A 17550-nucleotide genomic window follows, 5' to 3' on the forward strand; every position below is an offset into this window, starting at 1 on the left:
CTTTTGGCCGGATCGGTACTACAGCGGCAGCGGGTCGATGTCGCAGTCCGCGCGGACGCCCTTCGACGCCGCGATGGTGCCGGGGTGAGACTCGCCCAGCACCATCCGGTATCGCGCCAGGACATCGGCGTACAGCGTCTCCGCTTCCTGGCTCTGCCCGGACGTGCGCAGGTCGAGTGCCCGGTTGAGCGCGGCGGCGAGCGTGGTCGGGTGGTCCTTTCCGAGTACTCGCTCGGCTCGCGCCAGCATGTTCGTTCCCAGCTCCAGTGCGACCGCGGTCTCGCCGAGCGCGGAGAGATCGCTCGCCAGGTTGATCCCGCACAACACCGCGCTCGGGTGGTCCGGCCCGAGCGCCTCGCGCAGCTGTCCCAAGGAACGCTCGTCCAGTTGCCTGGCCGCGGCGGCGTTTCCGAAGAGCCGCAGGGTCACGGCCAGGTCGACGGCAGCGGCCATCGTGTGCGGGTGGTGCTCGCCCAGGTTGCGCCGGTAGCGCTCGAAGATCTGCTCACCCAGTTCCCGCGCGGACCGCAGTTCCTGTGCGTGGCGGAGGTCGATCGAGTAGCCGAGTGCGCAGGCCATCACGTTGAAGTTGTCTTCGCCGTAACGCACGCGGAAGCGCTCGAGCACCGCGGCCGCCAGTTCCTTCGCCGCTTCGTGGTCGCCGGCCTTGCGCCGGGAGACCGCCAGGTAGGCCATCCGGCGTAGGGTTTCCGCGTTGTCCTTGCCGAACAGTTCCCGCACGCGTTCGGCGAGTTTCTCGTTCTCTTCGCGGGCCCAGACGTAATCACCCGCTTCCCGGCGGTCGATGATGAGACCCGCCCGGGAGCTCAGGGTCTCCGCGTGGTCGTAACCGAGGATCTCGGTCTGGCGCTGGTAATTCGCTTCGTCCAGCTCGGCGGCTTCGCGGTACTGACCCGTGAGACGCAGGTTCGTGCCGTGGATCCGCGCCGCGCGCAGCGTGACCGGGTCGTCCTCGCCGAAGAGCGCCTTGGCCTTCTGATAGACATCTTCGGTCAGGTCGCGGGACGCGAGGAAGTCGCCTTGCGCGGAGAGGTCGCCCGAGACCGCGATCTGGGCGGCGAGCGTCTCTTCGCTGTTGTCGCCGGAAAGCTCCCGTCGCGTGTCGAGGATCGTCCGGTTGATCGCCGCCGCCTCGGCGTACCGGCCGGTGACCCAGCAGAAGTAACCCAGCCGCTCGGCGGCCTGCAACGTCTGCTCGTCGTCGGCACCCAGCCGTTCGGTCCAGTTGCGGTGCGCCAATTCCGCGAGGCGGAGGGCCTCGTCGTGGTCGCCCCACTGGTACAGGTACCGCATCAGGTTGATCACCAGCTGGCGGACCCAGCGGTCGTCGCATTCGACGATCTCGGACGGGTAGACGTGCGGGAGGATCTCCTGGTAGCGCGGCCACTGCTTCGACGAAGTGGGGTCGTTGGGGTCGCGCTTCGCGAGCAGCAGGTGGGCACCGTGCCGCATCTCCGCACGGTGCTGCGGTGTCATGCGGTTGCGCAGCACGATCTGCACCAACCGGTGCAGAACGATCGAATTGGTGCGGTGGTCGATCTTCGCCAGGCTGTACCGGTTGATGTCCCGGATGGCCCGCGCCAGTTTCATCGGGTCGCGCAGCGCCGTGTCGATCTCGGGCAGAATGGAAATACTGCCGACACCAGAAAAGAATGCACGCGAAATCGGCTCCGGTGCGAAAAAAGCGCAAATCTGTAGCAGCTGGTGCGCCACCGGATTTCGCGTTCGCAGTTCGTCGAACGCGACGTTCCAGGCTGCGGCGACCGAAACCTCGTAGTCCGCCGGGCTCGAGGTGTCGAGGATTTCCGCGACTTTCTCGTCGAACAACCGCAGGTATTCTTGCACCGGCATGCCGGTTTCGGCCCGCCAGGCGGCGGCCTGTTCGATCGCCAGCGGAAGGTCCCCCAGTCGTTCCGCCAACTGCTCGGCCTCGGCCACGTCGATCTCCGGACCACGCCGGCGCAGCAGTTCGACGCTCTCCGAGCGTTCGAAGACGGCGACTTCCAGCGGCCGGGCGACGCTGGCCCATTCCGCGTTGCGGGAGGTGATCAGGATTTCCCCGGGGCCGTTGGTCGGGAAGAACTGGCGGACCAGCGCGACGTCTTCGGCCGAGTCGAAGACCAGCAGCCACCGCCGGTACGGCCGCCCGGTCCGCAGCGCCTCGCGCACGGCCGGGATGGCGGTGTTCGCTTCACCGGAGCCCTGGAGTCCCAACGCCTGGGCGAGCTCGGTGAGGGCAACCCGGATCTGGGCGGCCTCGGTGGCCGGGATCCACCACACGACGTCGTATTCCCGCAGGTGGCCGTAGATGTATTCGACGGCCATCTGCGTCTTGCCGATGCCACCCATGCCGTGCAGGGCCGACGGCAGGACGGCGGTGGTGCCGGACATGACCCGCTCACCCAGCTCGCGGAGGAGTTCCCGGCGCCCGGTGAAGTTGGGATTCCGGGGCGGCACGCTGCCCCACACCGGAGGGACGTCCTCGGTCGGACTGTCCACGTGTTCCAGGGTGAAGATCGGCCGGGGGCCCAGCCGGGGCCCGCCGTCCCGGGACGGCGAAGGCTCGTGCAACTCCGGACTCCGCCGAACCGGGTCGTCCGCCACCTCACCGGTGGCCATGACTGCGGACGTGGAAGCCTCAGGGGGCACGGGCGGTTTCGCCATAGTGTCTCTCACCGGTTCACCATAATCGTAGGGCGGTATTCTCTTTTGGGCGATATCTTCGGTTACCCCGGAAACAGGCGACGACACCGTCGCTGAATCGGGTGCTATTGAGGAAAGTTCACCGGAGTAGTCTCGCTCTTTCGAGCGAATTCGGCTGGCGCGGGAAGAATAAGGACCACTGAGCGCCTGCATTACCACCCGTTCGAGTGCGACATCGTGCGCCGGATCCGCCTGGGCGTCCGGATCCCGGGTGGCGTCCGGGGCGTCGATGGCATCCCGCAGCCGGGTGATGGTGCCGAACCGGGCCTCGGTGGCACGGACGACCTCCGCGGTGTCGGCACGCCGGGCCCCGCTCAGCAGCACCTGCCGGACCGAAGCCGGGAAGTCGAACACCGTCGTCTCGTCGCCGACCGCCGCGGCCGGCCGCAGCAACCCGCTCGTCAGCACTTCCGTCAGGTGCTCCGGCCGCGCCTCGGGAAGGAGCTCGTCCTGGACGAACCGCGCGACCGAAAGGTTCGCCGGCACCGCGGCGAGCATGGTCGCCAGCCGATAGGCCGGCGGCGAGGCGACGCTCAGGAAGCGGCGCACCCGCTCACGGGCACTGCCGGGATCGACGAGGTCGTCGCTGCCCTCGATGGGCGCACCCTTCAGCCCGCTCAGCAGCACCCGGGCGGGCACGAAACCCTTGTGCTCACCGGCAACCAGCCGGGCCCACCACCGCAACCACCGCGGGCCGAGCTCCATCACCGGCACCGGGATCGCCCCGCCGTCCTTGGCCGCCGCCAGTTCCGGATCGGCCCACGCCTCCGGCAGCTCCCAGCCCCACTGGCTGTTCGGCGCGACCGGCACCCGGACGTTCAGCCGCGCGCGGTGCAGGTCCATGCCCCGGGACCACAGCCGCTGCGGCAGCACGTGCAGGACCGTCGTCGGCATCACCGACGCCCACTCGGCGAGCACGGCGGAAACACCGCCGGACCGCCAAAGGTCACCGACGCCGTCGGTGACGACCAGGACGATCCGCCGTCCGGTGGGGTCGATCAGCTCGGACGGATCCCGCGGCGCCGACGACGACGTCTCGCCGTACAACCGCGGCCGGCCACGCCGGTGGCCGCTACTCTGCGTGTCGAGCCGGCGGTACTGGATCGTCCGGAAGGCACCGAGTTGTTCGAGGCCGGCGCGAAACGCCTTCACGGTGCTCCGCCACAGTGTCATCGACCGAGCCGTGTCCACCACAACGGTGAGATCCAGCCAGCGTTCGAGCTCGGGTTCGGTCACCGGCCACCAAAATCCGCTCTCGGCGACCCGCTCGGCCGTCGCGGCTTCGTCGACGATGACAACGTGCTCATGCCAGGCCGGCACCCTTCGCTTCAGCGTGCGGAGGGCACGAACGATAACGGACGGCCGAACCGATCCAGAGACGGGTTGTGATTGCGGTGCGGAATCCGTAGCCGACGGGACTTCGGCCGCTGCACCCGCAAACACCTGACGTGGGCTTTCGAGTACCGGAACCGGCTCCGGCCGCGCCGCCGGGGGCGGCAGCTCCAGCGGCATCGGCAGCGGGTCACCGGATCGCGGGACATCCGGTGGGCGATGGGGCATCGCCGGCCGCAGCCGCGTCTCGTCGGTCCGCGTCGCCGCGATCAGCCACAGCGCGTCGGCGACGTCCCGCACATCCGGCTGACCGGGGTCCGCGGACGGTCGCCGTTCGCCCGCCCCGGTGAACCGCGATCCCGCGCCGACGGGACCGGGGACCGGCGAAAAGGGCGGGCCGCCCACGTCATTGCACCGCCGACAGACGCTGCCAAAGCGCGTCCACCAGCCGCTCCCAGGTCGCGTCGCCGCGGTAGGCGCCGGACGTGGCGAGGTACATGGCATCCAAGAGCTTCCCGCTGGGCAGGCGGTCGTCGCCGGACGCGCTGCGCCGCACGAACTGCTCGATCAGCTCGTTCTGCAGGCCGTCGCCGAGCTTGCGCCGGTTCTCCTCCGAATCGTGCAGGTGGGCGACGACCATCGCGGCCAATTGCTCCGGGTCCGGATCCGGCATTTCCAGTTGCAGACAGCGCCGCAGGAAAGCCGGGGGGAATTCCCGTTCCCCATTGCTGGTGATGATGACGATCGGGAACGCATGACACCGGATCCGCCCACCGACGACCGGAGCCGTCTCGCCGGGGTCGTCGGTGAACACCGTTGCTTCGGGGGTGTGACTGCGGATGCGTTCGAGTTCGGGAACGCGGAATTCGCCGTCTTCGAAAATGCTGAGGAGATCGTTGGGGAGATCGGCTTCGCTCTTGTCGAGCTCGTCGATCAGCAGAACGCGCGGAACCCGGCGCGGCAGGAAGGCGGTGCCGAGCACGCCGAGCCGGAGGAATTCGCCGATCGGCGGCTCGGGTGCCGGGCTGGCGCGCTCGCCGCGGGCGGCGAACCTGGCGCTCGCCGCCTGGATCCGGCCGATGGCGTCGTAGTGGTAGAGCCCGGAGTTCAGGGTGGTCCGGCTGGTGATCGGCCAGCGCAGGACCCGGCCCAGCTGCAGCTCGGCGGCCAGCCGGTAGGCAAGCGTGGACTTCCCGGTGCCCGGGTGGCCGGTGACGAGCAGGGGCCGCCGGAGGTAGAGGGCGGCGTTGATCATGTCCAGCTCGGCCGGACCAGTGCGCTGAGCCGATTGCGAATGCTCGCTCCCGAGCCGCCGGGCGACGTCGTGGTCGTCGCGCGGCGGTTCGTCCGATTCCGGCAACGGGCCACCGTCGAAGTCCCGCCACGGCGGTGGCGGGGGCAGGATGTCCGTCAACCCCAGATCGTGGATCGGGCGTCCGGTACCGCGGTAGACCCACCAGTCCGACGACGCGAGGCGGGACGCGTCGCGAACCTGCGCCGCCTCGCCCCCGTCAAGACGCTCGCTCTCGGTCATCCCGGATATCCCCTCGCTGCCACGGGAAAGCTGGCGGCTGGTCAAGAACGAGACGGCTCGGATCGTCCCACAGCACCACCAGATCCCGCACTGGATTATCCCGATGGAAGCTGGTTTCGGGAAGACTGGCGTACCGGTAGTTCTTCGCGCGCATTGGCAAATCGCTCAGGCCTGATTCACCCTCGGCGAGTTCGGTGATCAACTCCCGAAGTACGTCGAGTGGTGCATCAGGGTGCCAGAGTACCGCCGGGATACCCGACCGCAAAGCCGCTGTCAGGCTGTCTCCGTCCCCGCCGGCTTCGCGCGGCGGAGCCGAACCGAGGACCACCAGCCCCCAGCGGAGGTCGGAAAGGACCACGTCAAGCGCCGAAGCCTGAGTGCCGTTTTCGTAGTACACGCACTCGGCGGACGGGTTCGCCATGAACGCCTCCCAGTGCTGGTTCCACACCCGGTGCCAGTGCTTCGAACGCATGCGCTCCAGCGAACGGACGGAAATGATGTAGTCGATCGAAAGCGGCCGAGGCATGCCGGATTCGTGTTCGCGGTGCCAGAGCTGCACGGGCAGGTTCAGCAGTGCCCGCGGGAGCACGAACTCGAGGGCGACCGAACCCCGGTGATCGGCCCAGACGCGTTCCGCGTCGACCACCAGGCCGTCGACGTATCGTTCGAGGTCGGCGGCCCGCACCTCCGCCGTGCCGCCGTGCGGTGGCGGCCATTCCCCGGGAAGCCGTTGACACCAATGGGAAACCTGGTACAACGCCGGGTCTATCCCATCATGGTCGACCAGGATCATCAAGTGCAGCCGCCCTTCCCTCGACGGCAGGGCGATCGTCGCTCGACGGGCTCTCAGCTGGGCCTCGAGCCGCAGCCGTCTGGCCTGGTAGTCGTTCCACTCGGTCAGCCGCAGCCCGAGTTCGCCGCCGCACTGGTGGGCGACGAGCTCGAGAAGCGTGAACGCCGGCGGGATACCGTCGGTGTCCGCGTTGAAAGCGGCCAAATGAGTGAACGCTTCCCAGGCGGTGCGCACCTTGGGTGGCAACGGCGAACCGAGCCCGCTCGCCCGGCGCACCAGCTCGCCGAGCCGGGGCACCTCGACGTCGGCCAGCCACTGGTGCAACCGGTCGCGGTCGGCGCGCGGCAGCAGGTCGAGCACCCGCGGCCGCTCGACCAGATCGCGGACGCGTTCGGACTCCGGCGATCCGGGCCGCATGAAGGCGACGGCGCCGACCAGCGCCTGCATCCCGTTCTGATAGCGCTCACAGGCGGAAACGACTTCGATCAGGGAACTGCGCGGGGTGGGGTGCCGGGGAACCGCCAGATCGACGCCGAGGGTCTTCCCGACGAGGCTGACCACCACGGCCAGTTCCTCCGCCAGGCCGGCTTCGGCCAGCACGTCGACGACGGCTTCTCCGATTACGTGTCCCGCCACCTGGCGCAGCACCCCCTACCCACCTCGCTCGGGACGGAACCGGCGTCATCGCCCCTGCGGATCGAACGCAGTTGCGCAGATCTTACCCGCCGAAAGGGCCGCCGCCGGTTGCCAAAAAGATGTCACGCCGGGCTCTCTTCCGGCCAGTTGCCAACGCGCTCGACCAGCCGCCGCACCGGCACCGATCCCGGTTCCAGCATTTGCACCGCGGCGACGAGTTCGGCGAGCCCACCGCGATAACGCAGACAGGTACCGGCGATCTCCAGGACGTGCAGCCGGGTTTGCGGGTGATATGCCACGACCGTCGCGATCTCCGGCCGGAGCCGCTTCAGCAGCATTCTCCGGCTGCTTTCCTCGGTGACGGCCGGAATGCCCAGGAGCAGTTCCGTCAGTTCCATCACCCGGTCGATGGCGGACCCGGCGGGGGACGGCACGGCCCGCAGGTCCGGCCGGCGCTCACCGGCGGGCTCACCGCCGAGGAGCCGCAGCCACGCGACCGTGGACGTCTCCTTCGTGGTGACCGCGATCCGGCGGTACTCGGCGGGCGCCGCCGCCGGATCCTGGAGCACGACTTCCTGGTAGAAGACGTCAGAGGCCAGCAGAGCCAGTTCGGCGCCCGTCAGCTTCTGGGCCTTCTTCGCTTCCGCGGCATCGAGCACGCGGAAGGTGAAGCTCACCGCTTTGCCGACCGAACCGTGGCTCGCGCTCTGCACTTCACCGGCGTGGAGTGCGAGGCGCAGCTGGATCTGCGCCGGTTCGGAGTGCACGGCGTTGTGGCGGCGCAGCTCGGCGTGCATGCGCTCGGGCAGCTGGGCCACCAGGTCGACCTTCGCGATGTCGGGCGGCAGAAGGATCATCGCGCCGTCGCCGGTGTTCTCCACGAAACAGACGTCCCACGGGATGCCGGTCTCGGCGAAGCCGCCCTTGAGGACCCGCCACAGGGCTTCGTGCACCTCGCGCAGGTGCGCCATGGTCCGGGCCGGGTGGTTGTACCCGGCGACGTCCACGGTCATGATCGTCCGGTGCAGCGCGGCTGGATAGGAAACCACGACACCCTCCCCACGTCCCGCGCTCATTGTCCCAGACCCATGCACCCTCGGCCATGTTCACGCAGGGCGTTGCGGCGAAAACAGACCTCCTTGACCTTGTTTCGTCCATAATTCGGCGCGCCCACGAGACGTCTTCACCTGGTGAGCGCGGATGAGGACCACCGCGTCTCGACCATCGAGCTGTTCTTCGACCTGGTCTTCGTTTACGCCATCACCCAGACCACCCAGCTGATGGCCGACCACCTCAGCCTCACCGGTGTGGGGCAGGGGCTGGCCATGCTCGCCGGCCTGTGGTGGTGCTGGTGCAGCTACGTACGCGCTCGTGCAGTTGCTGGACCTGGTCGCCTACCTCGGCGCCGCGAAGCACGATCCCGGGTTGCGGCGGGTGCTGCTCAAGATGTTCGTCGGGCTGCTGCCCAGCGTCGTGCTGCTCGGCGTGGCTGCTTTCCTCACCGGGCCGGAGGGCTGGCGGCTCAACGCCCCCGCGCACTTCGCCGAACGGTTCGGGCTCATCGTGATCATCGCGCTCGGCGAGTCGATCGTCGCGATCGGCATCGGGATCGGCTCGCTGCCGATGTCGTGGCTGCTCACCGGCGCGGCCGTGTGCGGACTGGCGCTGGCGGCGGGGCATGTGGTGGACCTATTTCGACGTTGTCGCGCGCGTGTCCGAGCACCGGCTCACCCAGGCGACCGGGACCGAGCGCACGAAGCTCGCCACCGACTCCTACACGTTCCTGCACCTGCCGCTGATCGCCGGGATCGTGCTCGTCGCCCTCGGCCTGAAGAAGGCGTTCCTCTACATCGCCGACACCGAGCACCACACGCCGGGCGAGGCACTGCACGGCATCCCGATCTGGACGCTGACCGGCGGCCTCGCGCTCTACCTGATCGCGCAGAGCGCCCTGCGCAAGCGCAACCTCGGCAGCTGGAACGTCCAGCGGCTGGTCCTCGGCGTCCTGCCGGTCGCGGCGACACCGGCGCTCGAGCACGTGCCCGCCGCGGCACTGCTGCTGGTCGTGGCCGCATTGGTGGTCGGGCTCATCACCTTCGAGCGGCTTCGGTTCACCGAGTGGCGGTGGAAGGTCCACGCTCAGCACCCATAGCGACGGAAAGGCCGCCCGGTCTCTGCGACCGGGCGGCCTTTCCGTCGCGTCACGACTACTTGAGTTCGGCGCTTGTCTTGCCGAGGATCCGCCGCGCCACGATGAGTTGCTGAATCTGCTGCGTCCCCTCGAAAATGTCGAGGATTTCTCAGCCGGATTTCGCTGATCTCCCTCACTTCGCGCAAACGGCCTCTGAGCTGCGCTGATGCGTCTCGTTAGTTCTCGTCGTCTGTCGCTGCTCCCTGGCCTCTGACGGCCTGGAGACGGCCTGGCGGACCAGCCACACCTACCCCTGCATCCCGATACGAAGCCAGCACGCGGCCGGTGGTGCCGGGTCAAGACACGCTTCACCGTCTTGACGCGGTGCTACCGGCCGTTGTCACGATCCGGCGTCGGGATGGAGGTCTCTCACGACGGTGCGTAACGGAGATCGAGTCACGAACGACCCGTATGTCACGACCGCTCGCAGAGGAGGCCGACGTTGGCTCTGGGGACCCGTGTGCCGCCGCCGCGCGGCGCTGCGCCAGGTGACCCGCTGGCGGCCGCACCGCCCGGCCGGCGGGCGGAGCGGAGCGGCAGCCCGCCGTGTCGGAAGCGGATGCGGCCGCCCAGGCGAGGGGCTACGTAGGCGACAGGCGCGCCGCCAGCGGCGGCGCGCTCTTGATCCCATAGAGCCAAGTTCGGCAGCTCGCAACGAACCGTCTTAATAAACGACTCTTCTCATGTTGAGGAAGTTGAGGAACAAGATGAGCTATAGCGCTACACGGTTGACTTGCTTCGCGCTTATATCTGCGCTTGAGGAAGATACTCGATTGCATGTCGAGGAAGCCGTGGGCGATCTAGAGCCTCTGGATATCTTCACAAAAGACGAATATGAAAAAGTCGTTGATCGTTGTTCTCGTGAACGAATTTCGGGTGCCCAGCTCTCAATGGGAACTTTAATCCAGTTCATAGACTATGCCGACGGTATCCAGCTGTTGAATCGCTTTTCTCATAACGTTGACGCTGACCTAAAAGAAGAGCTTCCGAGGCTAACGCAAGCGATCTCCAAGATTGCTCCAATTCGAAATCGTGTTGCTCACACGAGACCGATGGAGATCGAAGATTTGCCGACTGTCCTGGATTTTTGTCGGTCACTTCGCACTAACGGCAACAAGGAACTCTGGCCAAATGTTGGATTGGCTATTGAAAAAATATCCCAAAATCCCTCCTATGTATTGAGTCTTAATATCAACCTCAAGGGTGACCCGGATCCTGGGCCGATGCATAATCTCCCGATTCCGGACTTCGATGAGACCGGCTTCTTTGGTCGAAAAAAGCAAGTAGAGCGAATCAAGAGGATCGTCAAGGGTGCGTACCCAGTAGTTTCTGTTCTGGGGGACGGTGGTATCGGCAAAACTGCGATTGCCCTGAAGATTGCGTACGACCTGCTGGACGACCCAAATGCAAACTTTGATGCAATAGTGTGGGTTACTGCGAAGTCGGAGCGATTGACCACAAGTGAAGTTGTAAGGATAAGTGGGGCAATCGAAGACTCGCTTGGATTGTTCGCTAGTGCTGCGGAAAGCCTGGCTGGCAGCTTTGAGGGTGACCCGATCGACGAGGTCCTCAGTTATCTGGCTAGCTTCAAGGTGCTCCTCATTCTCGACAATCTTGAGACCGTGCTGGACGCCCGATTGCGGGAATTCTTACTAGAGATCCCGTTGGGAAGCAAGGTGATTATCACTAGTAGAATCGGTGTTGGCGTAGAGAACCCAGTAAACCTTGGTCCCCTTACTGACGACGAAGCAGAGCGCTTGCTCTATGTCTTGGCTCGTACGCGTGAAGTGGACGCGTTGAAAGCCCTGGATAAGGACGGCATGTCTCGGGTGTCCAAGGCAATGCTCGGCCGCCCGGCATACATAAAGTGGTTTGTGTCTGGCGTGCAGGCGGGGAAGCGGCCTGAGGAACTTTTGCGTGATAACGGCTTGTTCTTGGACTATTGCATGTCGAATGTGCACAAGTTCCTTCGTGCTGGTGCGCAGACTGTGCTTAAGTGTATGCAAGTCCTTCCTGGTGTGCGAACTCAGTCGGAGATTGCTTTCTTGTGTGAGTTTAATGCCGACCAGACGCAGGCCGCAATTCTTGAGTTGCTTACTACCAATTTTGTCCATATGAGAACTCAGTCAGGTTCACGCGAAGTCGAGACCACTTACGAGCTCACTGAGTTTGGTAGAACGTATCTGGAAAAGCAGCATCCCGTATCGTCTGATGATCGTAAAAGATTTCAGTCTAACAACCAGCGTCTCATCGCGCTGGGAAGATCGCTCCGTGATGAGAACTCGGCATCTCCCTATGATCCGGGAACGCTTGATGTAAGTGCGGGGGAATTTGGTGCTGCCCGCGTACTTCGTTCCGCTGGCAGAAAGGCCGAAATAAGAAAGTTTGACCAGGCTCTGCAAGACTGCGCCGAGGCACGTCGATTGTCTCCCAATTACTTTGAGACGTGGCGCGTGGAGGCTCAGATTTACGCGCAGTCTGGAGATTACTCGTCCGCGCGGAACGCTTTTGATAGAGCGATCGAACTGGCGCCAGATAGTTCATCTCTTAACTATTTCTTTGGTTCTTTCCTTGTTGACGAGAACATCGACCTAGACAGTGGTCTAACTTTTCTCCGGAAAGCCGCTCGGAAGGATCCAGATAGTGCGGTTGTGCTAAGGCAGATTTCGTGGGCCAATCTGACTAATGGTTCATTTAGGGAAGCCTTCGACTCGGCGATTCATGTGCTTACCGTGCCAGGGTCATCCCCCTATGGCGTGGAAATGACTGTGATTGCTCTTCGTGCTGCGTCATACAATCTGCAGTTAGATATTGACAACGGATTTATTGATCGGGCGATGGAATTTGCAGAAGAGGTGCTGCATCAGTTAGAATGTATAACTGTCGAGTATCTGATCGGCGAGCCATGTGATCGACTCTTGTTGTTGGCGAGCATATGTGATTCTTTGCGCGATCATATTGAAGATGATTTTCTGAGGAGGAAGGTTGCCACTTTCAAGTCCAGGTTGATTGAGTTTGTGAGGCGTGCAGACGCGTCATCGCTCGACCGTCGGATCGGGCAAGTAAAGACACTGGTTCCGGATAAAGCATACGGATTTATCACTTCGGGAATCAGGGATTATTTCTTCCACATTCGCGACCTTTTGTCGCAGCAGGACTGGTTTCACTTGGAATCTGGTGTAACTGTAGCCTTTATGCCAGATGACGAAAATCCTAAAGGTATACGTGCATTGAATGTTGCATGGCTGAACTAGGATGACTAAGTGAAGTAGACATTCCGGGGTTCTTCAGTGGCGTGCGTAATCCGGAGTCTGATTGAGGGGTGGATATTTAGGCTGGATAACTCTTGAAGACTTATCCAGCCGACCTCGCTGCTTTCGTTGCTTGTCCGAAGAGTGCCATCTCGGAGGGTGGCGCGGAAGCAAATTGAGAATTCTTGTCGGACCTCCCCGTCGTCATAGGCTATGACGTGCTTTGGATCGGAGTAAAGGCCAATCACGCCCACAATTTCGCACTCGATTCCGGTCTCTTCGCGGACTTCCCGGACCGCAGCTTCAGCGAGCGTCTCGCCGAGCTCTAGTTGGCCGCCTGGGATCGAGTACAGGTCGTTGTCGGTGCGCCTGATCATCAAGATCCGGCCTTCGTCGTCCTGGATGAACGCTGACACTGCTACCGCGATGCTGTTGGCTTTGGGTGCGTTCGGGTCGTTGTAGTAGTCGACTCGGGTCATGCTGCTGCCTCCTTAGAAGGTGGCGGGCTTAGCGAGGTTCCAGACTGACTCGAAGCTCTCCGAGTACGTCTCGAAGAGGTCCCCGGCGGAGAGTCTCCGCAGGTGGAGGGATGGGGCGTGGGCTCCCTGGAACCCGTACACGTGCGTGTTGATGATCATCTCGTCGTCGAATCGGAAGATCGAGTTGTAGAGCGTTGTGTTGTGGAACCGCATCTCGACCCCGTCGACGCCGATCAGCGGCCGGTAGAACGCCAGGGCGTTGCGGATGCGCGCCGCAAGCGTCCCGTCGCCGAGCTGCTCTTCCTCGCCGCGCAGTGCGACGCTGTCACCCCCGGGGTCTCCGAACACGAGCCGGATCTTCGCGCCGGCCTCTGCCTTGGCTGCCAGGTCCTTGATGAACCGCGGGCGTTCGACCAGGAACAGAGCTGCATGGACCAGGATCTCGACGGTCTCCGATGCTTCCTTGATCAGCCGGTCCCACAGCTCGACGGGGACGGCGTTGCGATGCGGGAACACCTGCACCAGTTCAGCGGCGGCCGTCTCGGCCTTGCGCTCCGGGGCCACGGAGTCCGGCCACAGGTAAGTCTCTGACTCGCGCGCCATGGCGGCGATCTTGTGCCGATGCTTGGGATAGGGCGTCCGGTTCTTGGTGATCCAGCGCTCGACGGTCTTCTGATCCACCCCCACAGCCTTTGCGACCTGCTCCAATGTGAGGCCGTTGCGCAGTAGCGCGTCACGCAGGCGTTCGTTCGGCATCGGCACCCCTTGGGACGTGTAGGGACGTCTTCGACGGTACCAGGGACGTCCCAAGATGTCCCGCCACGTGGTGATCACGTCCCGCGTTTTGGCGGAGTCTGGGTGTCAGGTTGCCGGGGCAGGCCCGGTGGCCAGGACACCCGAGGAGGTAGGCGTGATCATTGAAACCGCCGTCCGGCCGACTGGCTTGGACAAGCGGGCGGTCCCTCGCCGACGTGCGGCGTAGGCGCGGCGTGGCATGCGCGACACGGTTCAGATCCACGTCACGGCTGATCTGCCGATTCGTGTCCGGGCGCTGACGTACGCAAACCGCGCGGAAGTCCGGTTCGGCAAGGCGTTCCCGGTGGTCCTGCTCGTGGACTCCGACGCCATCGCCGTACTGCGGAGGGAACTGGACGAGGTCAGCGCGGCACTGGACGCCGCAGCGGCACGAGGCGGAGAACCGCCCGAAGAGACCAACTAACAGACGACACAAGGGATTCAGCATGGCTATCGACAAGGGACACCGGTTCGGGATCGACTTCGATGACGCGTTTCCGCAGGGCTTGGTGATGGTGGGCGAGGTGTCGCCGGACAACGAGTACCAGTCGCGTGAGGACCGCGCCGCCAATCGCCCGGTGCGGCAGCGGGTCGACGAGATCACGGGTAAGCGGCAGTGGAAGGTCATGGTCACCGACCCGGCCGAGACCCGCGCCAAGCGAGCCTCCTTCGAGATCACCCTTCTCGCCGACGTCCAGCCCGTGCCGACTACCTCAGAGGCGCTGCCGGGGATGCGGCCTATCGAGCTGGACGGCCTGACGGCCGAACCGCGCGTGGCGGGACAGGGCGAGTTCAAGTACCAGTCCTACGTGTTCCGCGCGACCGGCTTCAAGCAGGCCACGAGCAAGCCGTCTCGGTCCGGTGGGACCAGTGAGACGGCGAAGGCGGCGTGACAGGCATGGGCTTCCGCGAGCAGGTCGAGGCGTGGGAGCAGGCCTACCGGGACTACATGGCCGCCTGGGAACACGGTCGCGCGGTGCTGTCGCCGGTGAGTGCGACGAACACGGCGAATGCTGCTCGGCGGGTGTCGCGGGCGTGGCACGAGCTGGCGCAGGTGCGGGGGTTGCCGTGGTGGTGTGTGGCGGCGCTGGAGTCGGCGGCCGAGGGGTTCGCCGACCTGGCCCGGGAATGGGAACGACATGACGGCAACGTGGGACGAGCTGGGGCTGCGCTGGACGGTGGGCGCGGGTACCGAGGTGACGGTGGAGGAGACCGGGACGGGCGCGACGCATCCGCCGGTCCTGGTGCTGGCTGGTGGGCTGTGCGTGGTGACGCTGGTGCCGCCGGAGGACCAGACCGCCTGGACGGGGTGCGCGGTGTTCCTTCGCCGGCTCCGCGACCACGCCGAGGAACTGGCGGCCCTGCTGGAAGCCCGCGCGGAGAGGCGTGACCGTGCGCAAGGGTGAGCCGAAGACGCTGCGGGACGCCCACGAGGTCGTGATGGACCGCCGGCCACCGAACGACGCGAACCCGTCGGTGTGGCTGGCGTTCCGCCTCGGCAACGCGCGGCTGTACAAGGCCGTCGCGGACGTCGACCGGGGCCATCACCACGAGGCGCTGTACTGGGCCGGATACGAGGAGCGGAAGGCGGGTGAGATCTCGGCCGAACTCCAGGCGGAAGGAACGCCCGCTGACTAGTCCCATGTAGACGAGCGAAAAGTCAACAGTATCAGCGAAAAACGCGCGCTATGACGTGCGTTGATGAAGCACGTCCTGTTGCGGGTGCGTGTGATCCGTAAGGCGCAGAAGCGGTGCCCGGCTACCAACCTTGCCGCTCCTGCGCTGTCCACAACCAGCGGAAGTGAACAATGACAACGCTAAACGATGACAACCGGCGCGCGTCAACGGGGGTCACCCGAACGCGCTGCGCCTCCTGCAAGCGATTCGCCAAGCTCCTGCCCGGCGAGACCAAGTGCGCGCCCTGCTTGGGAATGCTGCCGTTGGATCTCGACGTGAAGCGGGGTGGTCGGTGATGTCTCCCGGGTTCGCGGTAGTGGCCCTGGCTGGGCTGGGGCTCGGTGTGTGGGTGCTGCATAAGATCGGCCGCGCCCTGGCCTCGATTCTGGAAGCCTTGGCTGCGGCGGCCGTGGTGTTCGTGGCCCTGTGGTGGCTGTGCAAGGCCGTGGTGTGGATGCTCGCGCAGGTTGTGACCGGTGGCGGACCAGCCTCGCCGCAATCGTGGTCTACGGCTGGTGTGAGCTGGTCGGCTGGCTGTCGCTGGCGATCACCCTCGGCAGTGTCGCGGCGGTCCTCGCGGCGTGGTGGGCGATCGATGCCGTCTCGTTTGATCAGTGGTGCTGGCGGTTCCTGCGCTCGTGGTGGGCTCGCTGGGTGGTTTACGGGCGGAAGCTGGCGGAGTGGCTGCACGCGTGCGGTCTGTCGGTGCGGGACGAGGCGTTGCCGGTGGTGGTGAACGTAAACCTCGTCGGCCGTCGACGAGCACTGTCCCGCTCGACCTCGACCCGCTCCGGCACCCGGATGCCCAAGGTGCTCGGCGTCCGGTCGGGTGCCTCGTGGGATGAGGTGCGGGTGGAGCTGGTGGCCGGGCAGAAGCCGGAGGACTTCGACGAGGCCGCCCGGGCTCTGGCCGTTGCGCGGAAGGTCACTCGCTGTCAGGTCCGCGAGCTGGCCCCTAACGTCGTATCGATCGACTTCCAGCGCCGTGACCTGCTCAGCGGCGGCGTGGCTGGCCCCCAGGTTCCGGACGGCGTCGACTCGACCGGCGTGGACCTGCGCAACGTCTGGGCCGGGCGGACCGAGTACGGCCGTGACTGGCGCGTTCCGTTGCTCGGCTCTGGCGCGCACTGCCTGACTGCCGGTGCGTCGGGTGCAGGGAAGAACAGCGTCATGTGGTGCCCGCTCGTGGCCGCTGCTCCGGCGATCCGGGCCGGGGTGGTGCGCATGTCCGGGATCGACCCCAAGGGCATGGAACTGGCCTACGGGCGCGGGATCTTCTCTCGCTACGCCGTGGGCGGCAAGGACGCGGTTGAGCTGCTTGACGGCCTGGTGGAGGAGATGGAATCGCGCAAGCGCGCGTTCGCCGGGCGGCTGCGCACGATCCCGGTGTCGACGGAGTATCCGTTGGAGCTGCTGGAGTTCGACGAGATCGGCGCGCTGACGAAGTACACCGACCGCAAGACCCGCGAGGCCATTGTGGAGCGCGTCGCGCTGCTGACGACGCAAGGGCGTGCGTTGGGGATCTCGGTCCGTGGCTATGTCCAGGAGCCCACTAAGGACACCGTGCCGGTCCGGGAGCTGTTCACCCGGCGGGTGTGCCTGCGCGTGACCTCGAAGACGCACGTCGGGATGGTGCTGGGTGACGGGGCGTATGAGCGCGGGGCGTGGGCGAACCGGATCGGCGACGCTGAGGCCGGAGTCGGTTACGTCTGGGGCGAGGGCATCCGCGAACCGTTGCGTGTCCGGGCCGGGTGGGTCTCTGACAGCACGGTGAAGGCGCTGGAGGCGTATGTGACCAATGGTGGTGTCGCGGATTTGCGACACGGTGGTGAGGGGGTGGCCGCGTGAACCGGCTGATGATCTTCCTCGACGCCATCCGTGACCACCTCGACTCGTATCAGCTGCCGCCGGCCGCGTCGGTCGACGTCAACGCCTGGTCCAGCCCGATCACGGTTCAGCTCGACGTGGACGGCCTGCCGGAGGTCGCTCGGGCGCTGCTGGTGTGGACCCAGGGTCTGCCCAGGGTCTGGTTGACACCTCATCTGTGAGGCTTCGGCCTCGCCTGGAAGGATGTCACCGTGCCCAAGCCCTACCCCCGTGAGTTCCGTGACGATGTCGTCGCGGTGGCCCGTCGCGGC

General features: G+C 65.4%; 12 protein-coding genes and 2 pseudogenes. 8 read left to right on the forward strand and 6 right to left on the reverse strand.

Annotated features, from left to right (window positions below):
* Positions 1-18: 18 nt before the first annotated feature.
* The 4 genes from fxsT to I4Q55_RS32985 all read right to left on the reverse strand — a co-directional run bounded on the left by fxsT (position 19) and on the right by I4Q55_RS32985 (position 8068).
* Positions 19-4461: an FxSxx-COOH system tetratricopeptide repeat protein gene (gene fxsT, locus I4Q55_RS32970; RefSeq protein WP_307793371.1), complete on the reverse strand. Its 4443-nt coding sequence runs from the start codon at positions 4459-4461 to the stop codon at positions 19-21.
* A gap of 1 nt (position 4462) precedes the next feature.
* A complete protein-coding gene (locus tag I4Q55_RS32975; protein ID WP_206793438.1) occupies positions 4463-5590 on the reverse strand; it encodes a MoxR family ATPase in 1128 nt (375 codons plus the stop codon).
* A complete protein-coding gene (locus I4Q55_RS32980; RefSeq protein WP_206793440.1) occupies positions 5568-7031 on the reverse strand; it encodes a hypothetical protein in 1464 nt (487 codons plus the stop codon). The genes I4Q55_RS32975 and I4Q55_RS32980 overlap by 23 nt, the downstream gene beginning before the upstream one ends.
* Before the next feature lie 110 nt (positions 7032-7141).
* Positions 7142-8068, reverse strand: coding sequence for an adenylate/guanylate cyclase domain-containing protein (locus I4Q55_RS32985; RefSeq protein WP_206793442.1), 927 nt, complete (start codon positions 8066-8068; stop codon positions 7142-7144).
* Between the two features lie 141 nt (positions 8069-8209).
* Here I4Q55_RS32985 and I4Q55_RS32990 point away from each other — a divergent pair.
* A pseudogene (locus I4Q55_RS32990) lies at positions 8210-9171 on the forward strand (low temperature requirement protein A).
* A 746-nt stretch (positions 9172-9917) separates the two neighbouring features.
* Entirely contained in the window at positions 9918-12464 is a 2547-nt protein-coding gene (locus I4Q55_RS32995; RefSeq protein ID WP_206793444.1) for a tetratricopeptide repeat protein, read from the forward strand.
* A 5-nt stretch (positions 12465-12469) separates the two neighbouring features.
* Here I4Q55_RS32995 and I4Q55_RS33000 read toward each other — a convergent pair whose 3' ends face one another.
* A complete protein-coding gene (locus I4Q55_RS33000; RefSeq protein ID WP_206793446.1) occupies positions 12470-12940 on the reverse strand; it encodes an NUDIX hydrolase in 471 nt (156 codons plus the stop codon).
* 12 nt (positions 12941-12952) lie between these two features.
* Positions 12953-13696, reverse strand: coding sequence for a DUF5919 domain-containing protein (locus tag I4Q55_RS33005; protein ID WP_206793448.1), 744 nt, complete (start codon positions 13694-13696; stop codon positions 12953-12955).
* A 238-nt stretch (positions 13697-13934) separates the two neighbouring features.
* On the opposite strand from I4Q55_RS33005, the gene I4Q55_RS33010 reads away from it, so the two are divergent.
* The 6 genes and pseudogenes from I4Q55_RS33010 (at position 13935) to I4Q55_RS33035 (ending at position 17460) form a co-directional block, all read left to right on the forward strand.
* On the forward strand, positions 13935-14159 hold the full coding sequence (locus tag I4Q55_RS33010; protein ID WP_072476542.1) for a hypothetical protein: 225 nt from the start codon (positions 13935-13937) through the stop codon (positions 14157-14159).
* A gap of 22 nt (positions 14160-14181) precedes the next feature.
* Entirely contained in the window at positions 14182-14628 is a 447-nt protein-coding gene (locus I4Q55_RS33015; protein WP_206793450.1) for a hypothetical protein, read from the forward strand.
* A gap of 246 nt (positions 14629-14874) precedes the next feature.
* The gene (locus I4Q55_RS33020) at positions 14875-15141 is read left to right on the forward strand and encodes a hypothetical protein (RefSeq protein WP_206793452.1); all 267 of its coding nucleotides are present in this window, start codon (positions 14875-14877) and stop codon (positions 15139-15141) included.
* A complete protein-coding gene (locus I4Q55_RS33025) occupies positions 15128-15373 on the forward strand; it encodes an AMED_5909 family protein (protein WP_307793372.1) in 246 nt (81 codons plus the stop codon). Before I4Q55_RS33020 ends, I4Q55_RS33025 begins: the two co-directional genes overlap by 14 nt.
* A 334-nt stretch (positions 15374-15707) precedes the next feature.
* Positions 15708-17260: pseudogene (locus I4Q55_RS33030) on the forward strand (FtsK/SpoIIIE domain-containing protein).
* Positions 17257-17460, forward strand: coding sequence for a hypothetical protein (locus tag I4Q55_RS33035; protein WP_206793486.1), 204 nt, complete (start codon positions 17257-17259; stop codon positions 17458-17460). Before I4Q55_RS33030 ends, I4Q55_RS33035 begins: the two are co-directional and overlap by 4 nt.
* Positions 17461-17550: the final 90 nt, after the last annotated feature.

The organism is Amycolatopsis sp. MtRt-6, from assembly GCF_017308975.1.
Taxonomy (GTDB): domain Bacteria; phylum Actinomycetota; class Actinomycetes; order Mycobacteriales; family Pseudonocardiaceae; genus Amycolatopsis.

Coding starts and splice junctions, on each gene's coding strand:
- I4Q55_RS32975 (WP_206793438.1), bottom strand. CDS start 5,590: ATGACCGAGAGCGAGCGTCTTGACGGGGGCGAGGCGGCGCAGGTTCGC.
- I4Q55_RS32995 (WP_206793444.1), top strand. CDS start 9,918: ATGAGCTATAGCGCTACACGGTTGACTTGCTTCGCGCTTATATCTGCG.
- I4Q55_RS33000 (WP_206793446.1), bottom strand. CDS start 12,940: ATGACCCGAGTCGACTACTACAACGACCCGAACGCACCCAAAGCCAAC.
- I4Q55_RS33005 (WP_206793448.1), bottom strand. CDS start 13,696: ATGCCGAACGAACGCCTGCGTGACGCGCTACTGCGCAACGGCCTCACA.
- I4Q55_RS33010 (WP_072476542.1), top strand. CDS start 13,935: ATGCGCGACACGGTTCAGATCCACGTCACGGCTGATCTGCCGATTCGT.
- I4Q55_RS33015 (WP_206793450.1), top strand. CDS start 14,182: ATGGCTATCGACAAGGGACACCGGTTCGGGATCGACTTCGATGACGCG.
- I4Q55_RS33020 (WP_206793452.1), top strand. CDS start 14,875: ATGACGGCAACGTGGGACGAGCTGGGGCTGCGCTGGACGGTGGGCGCG.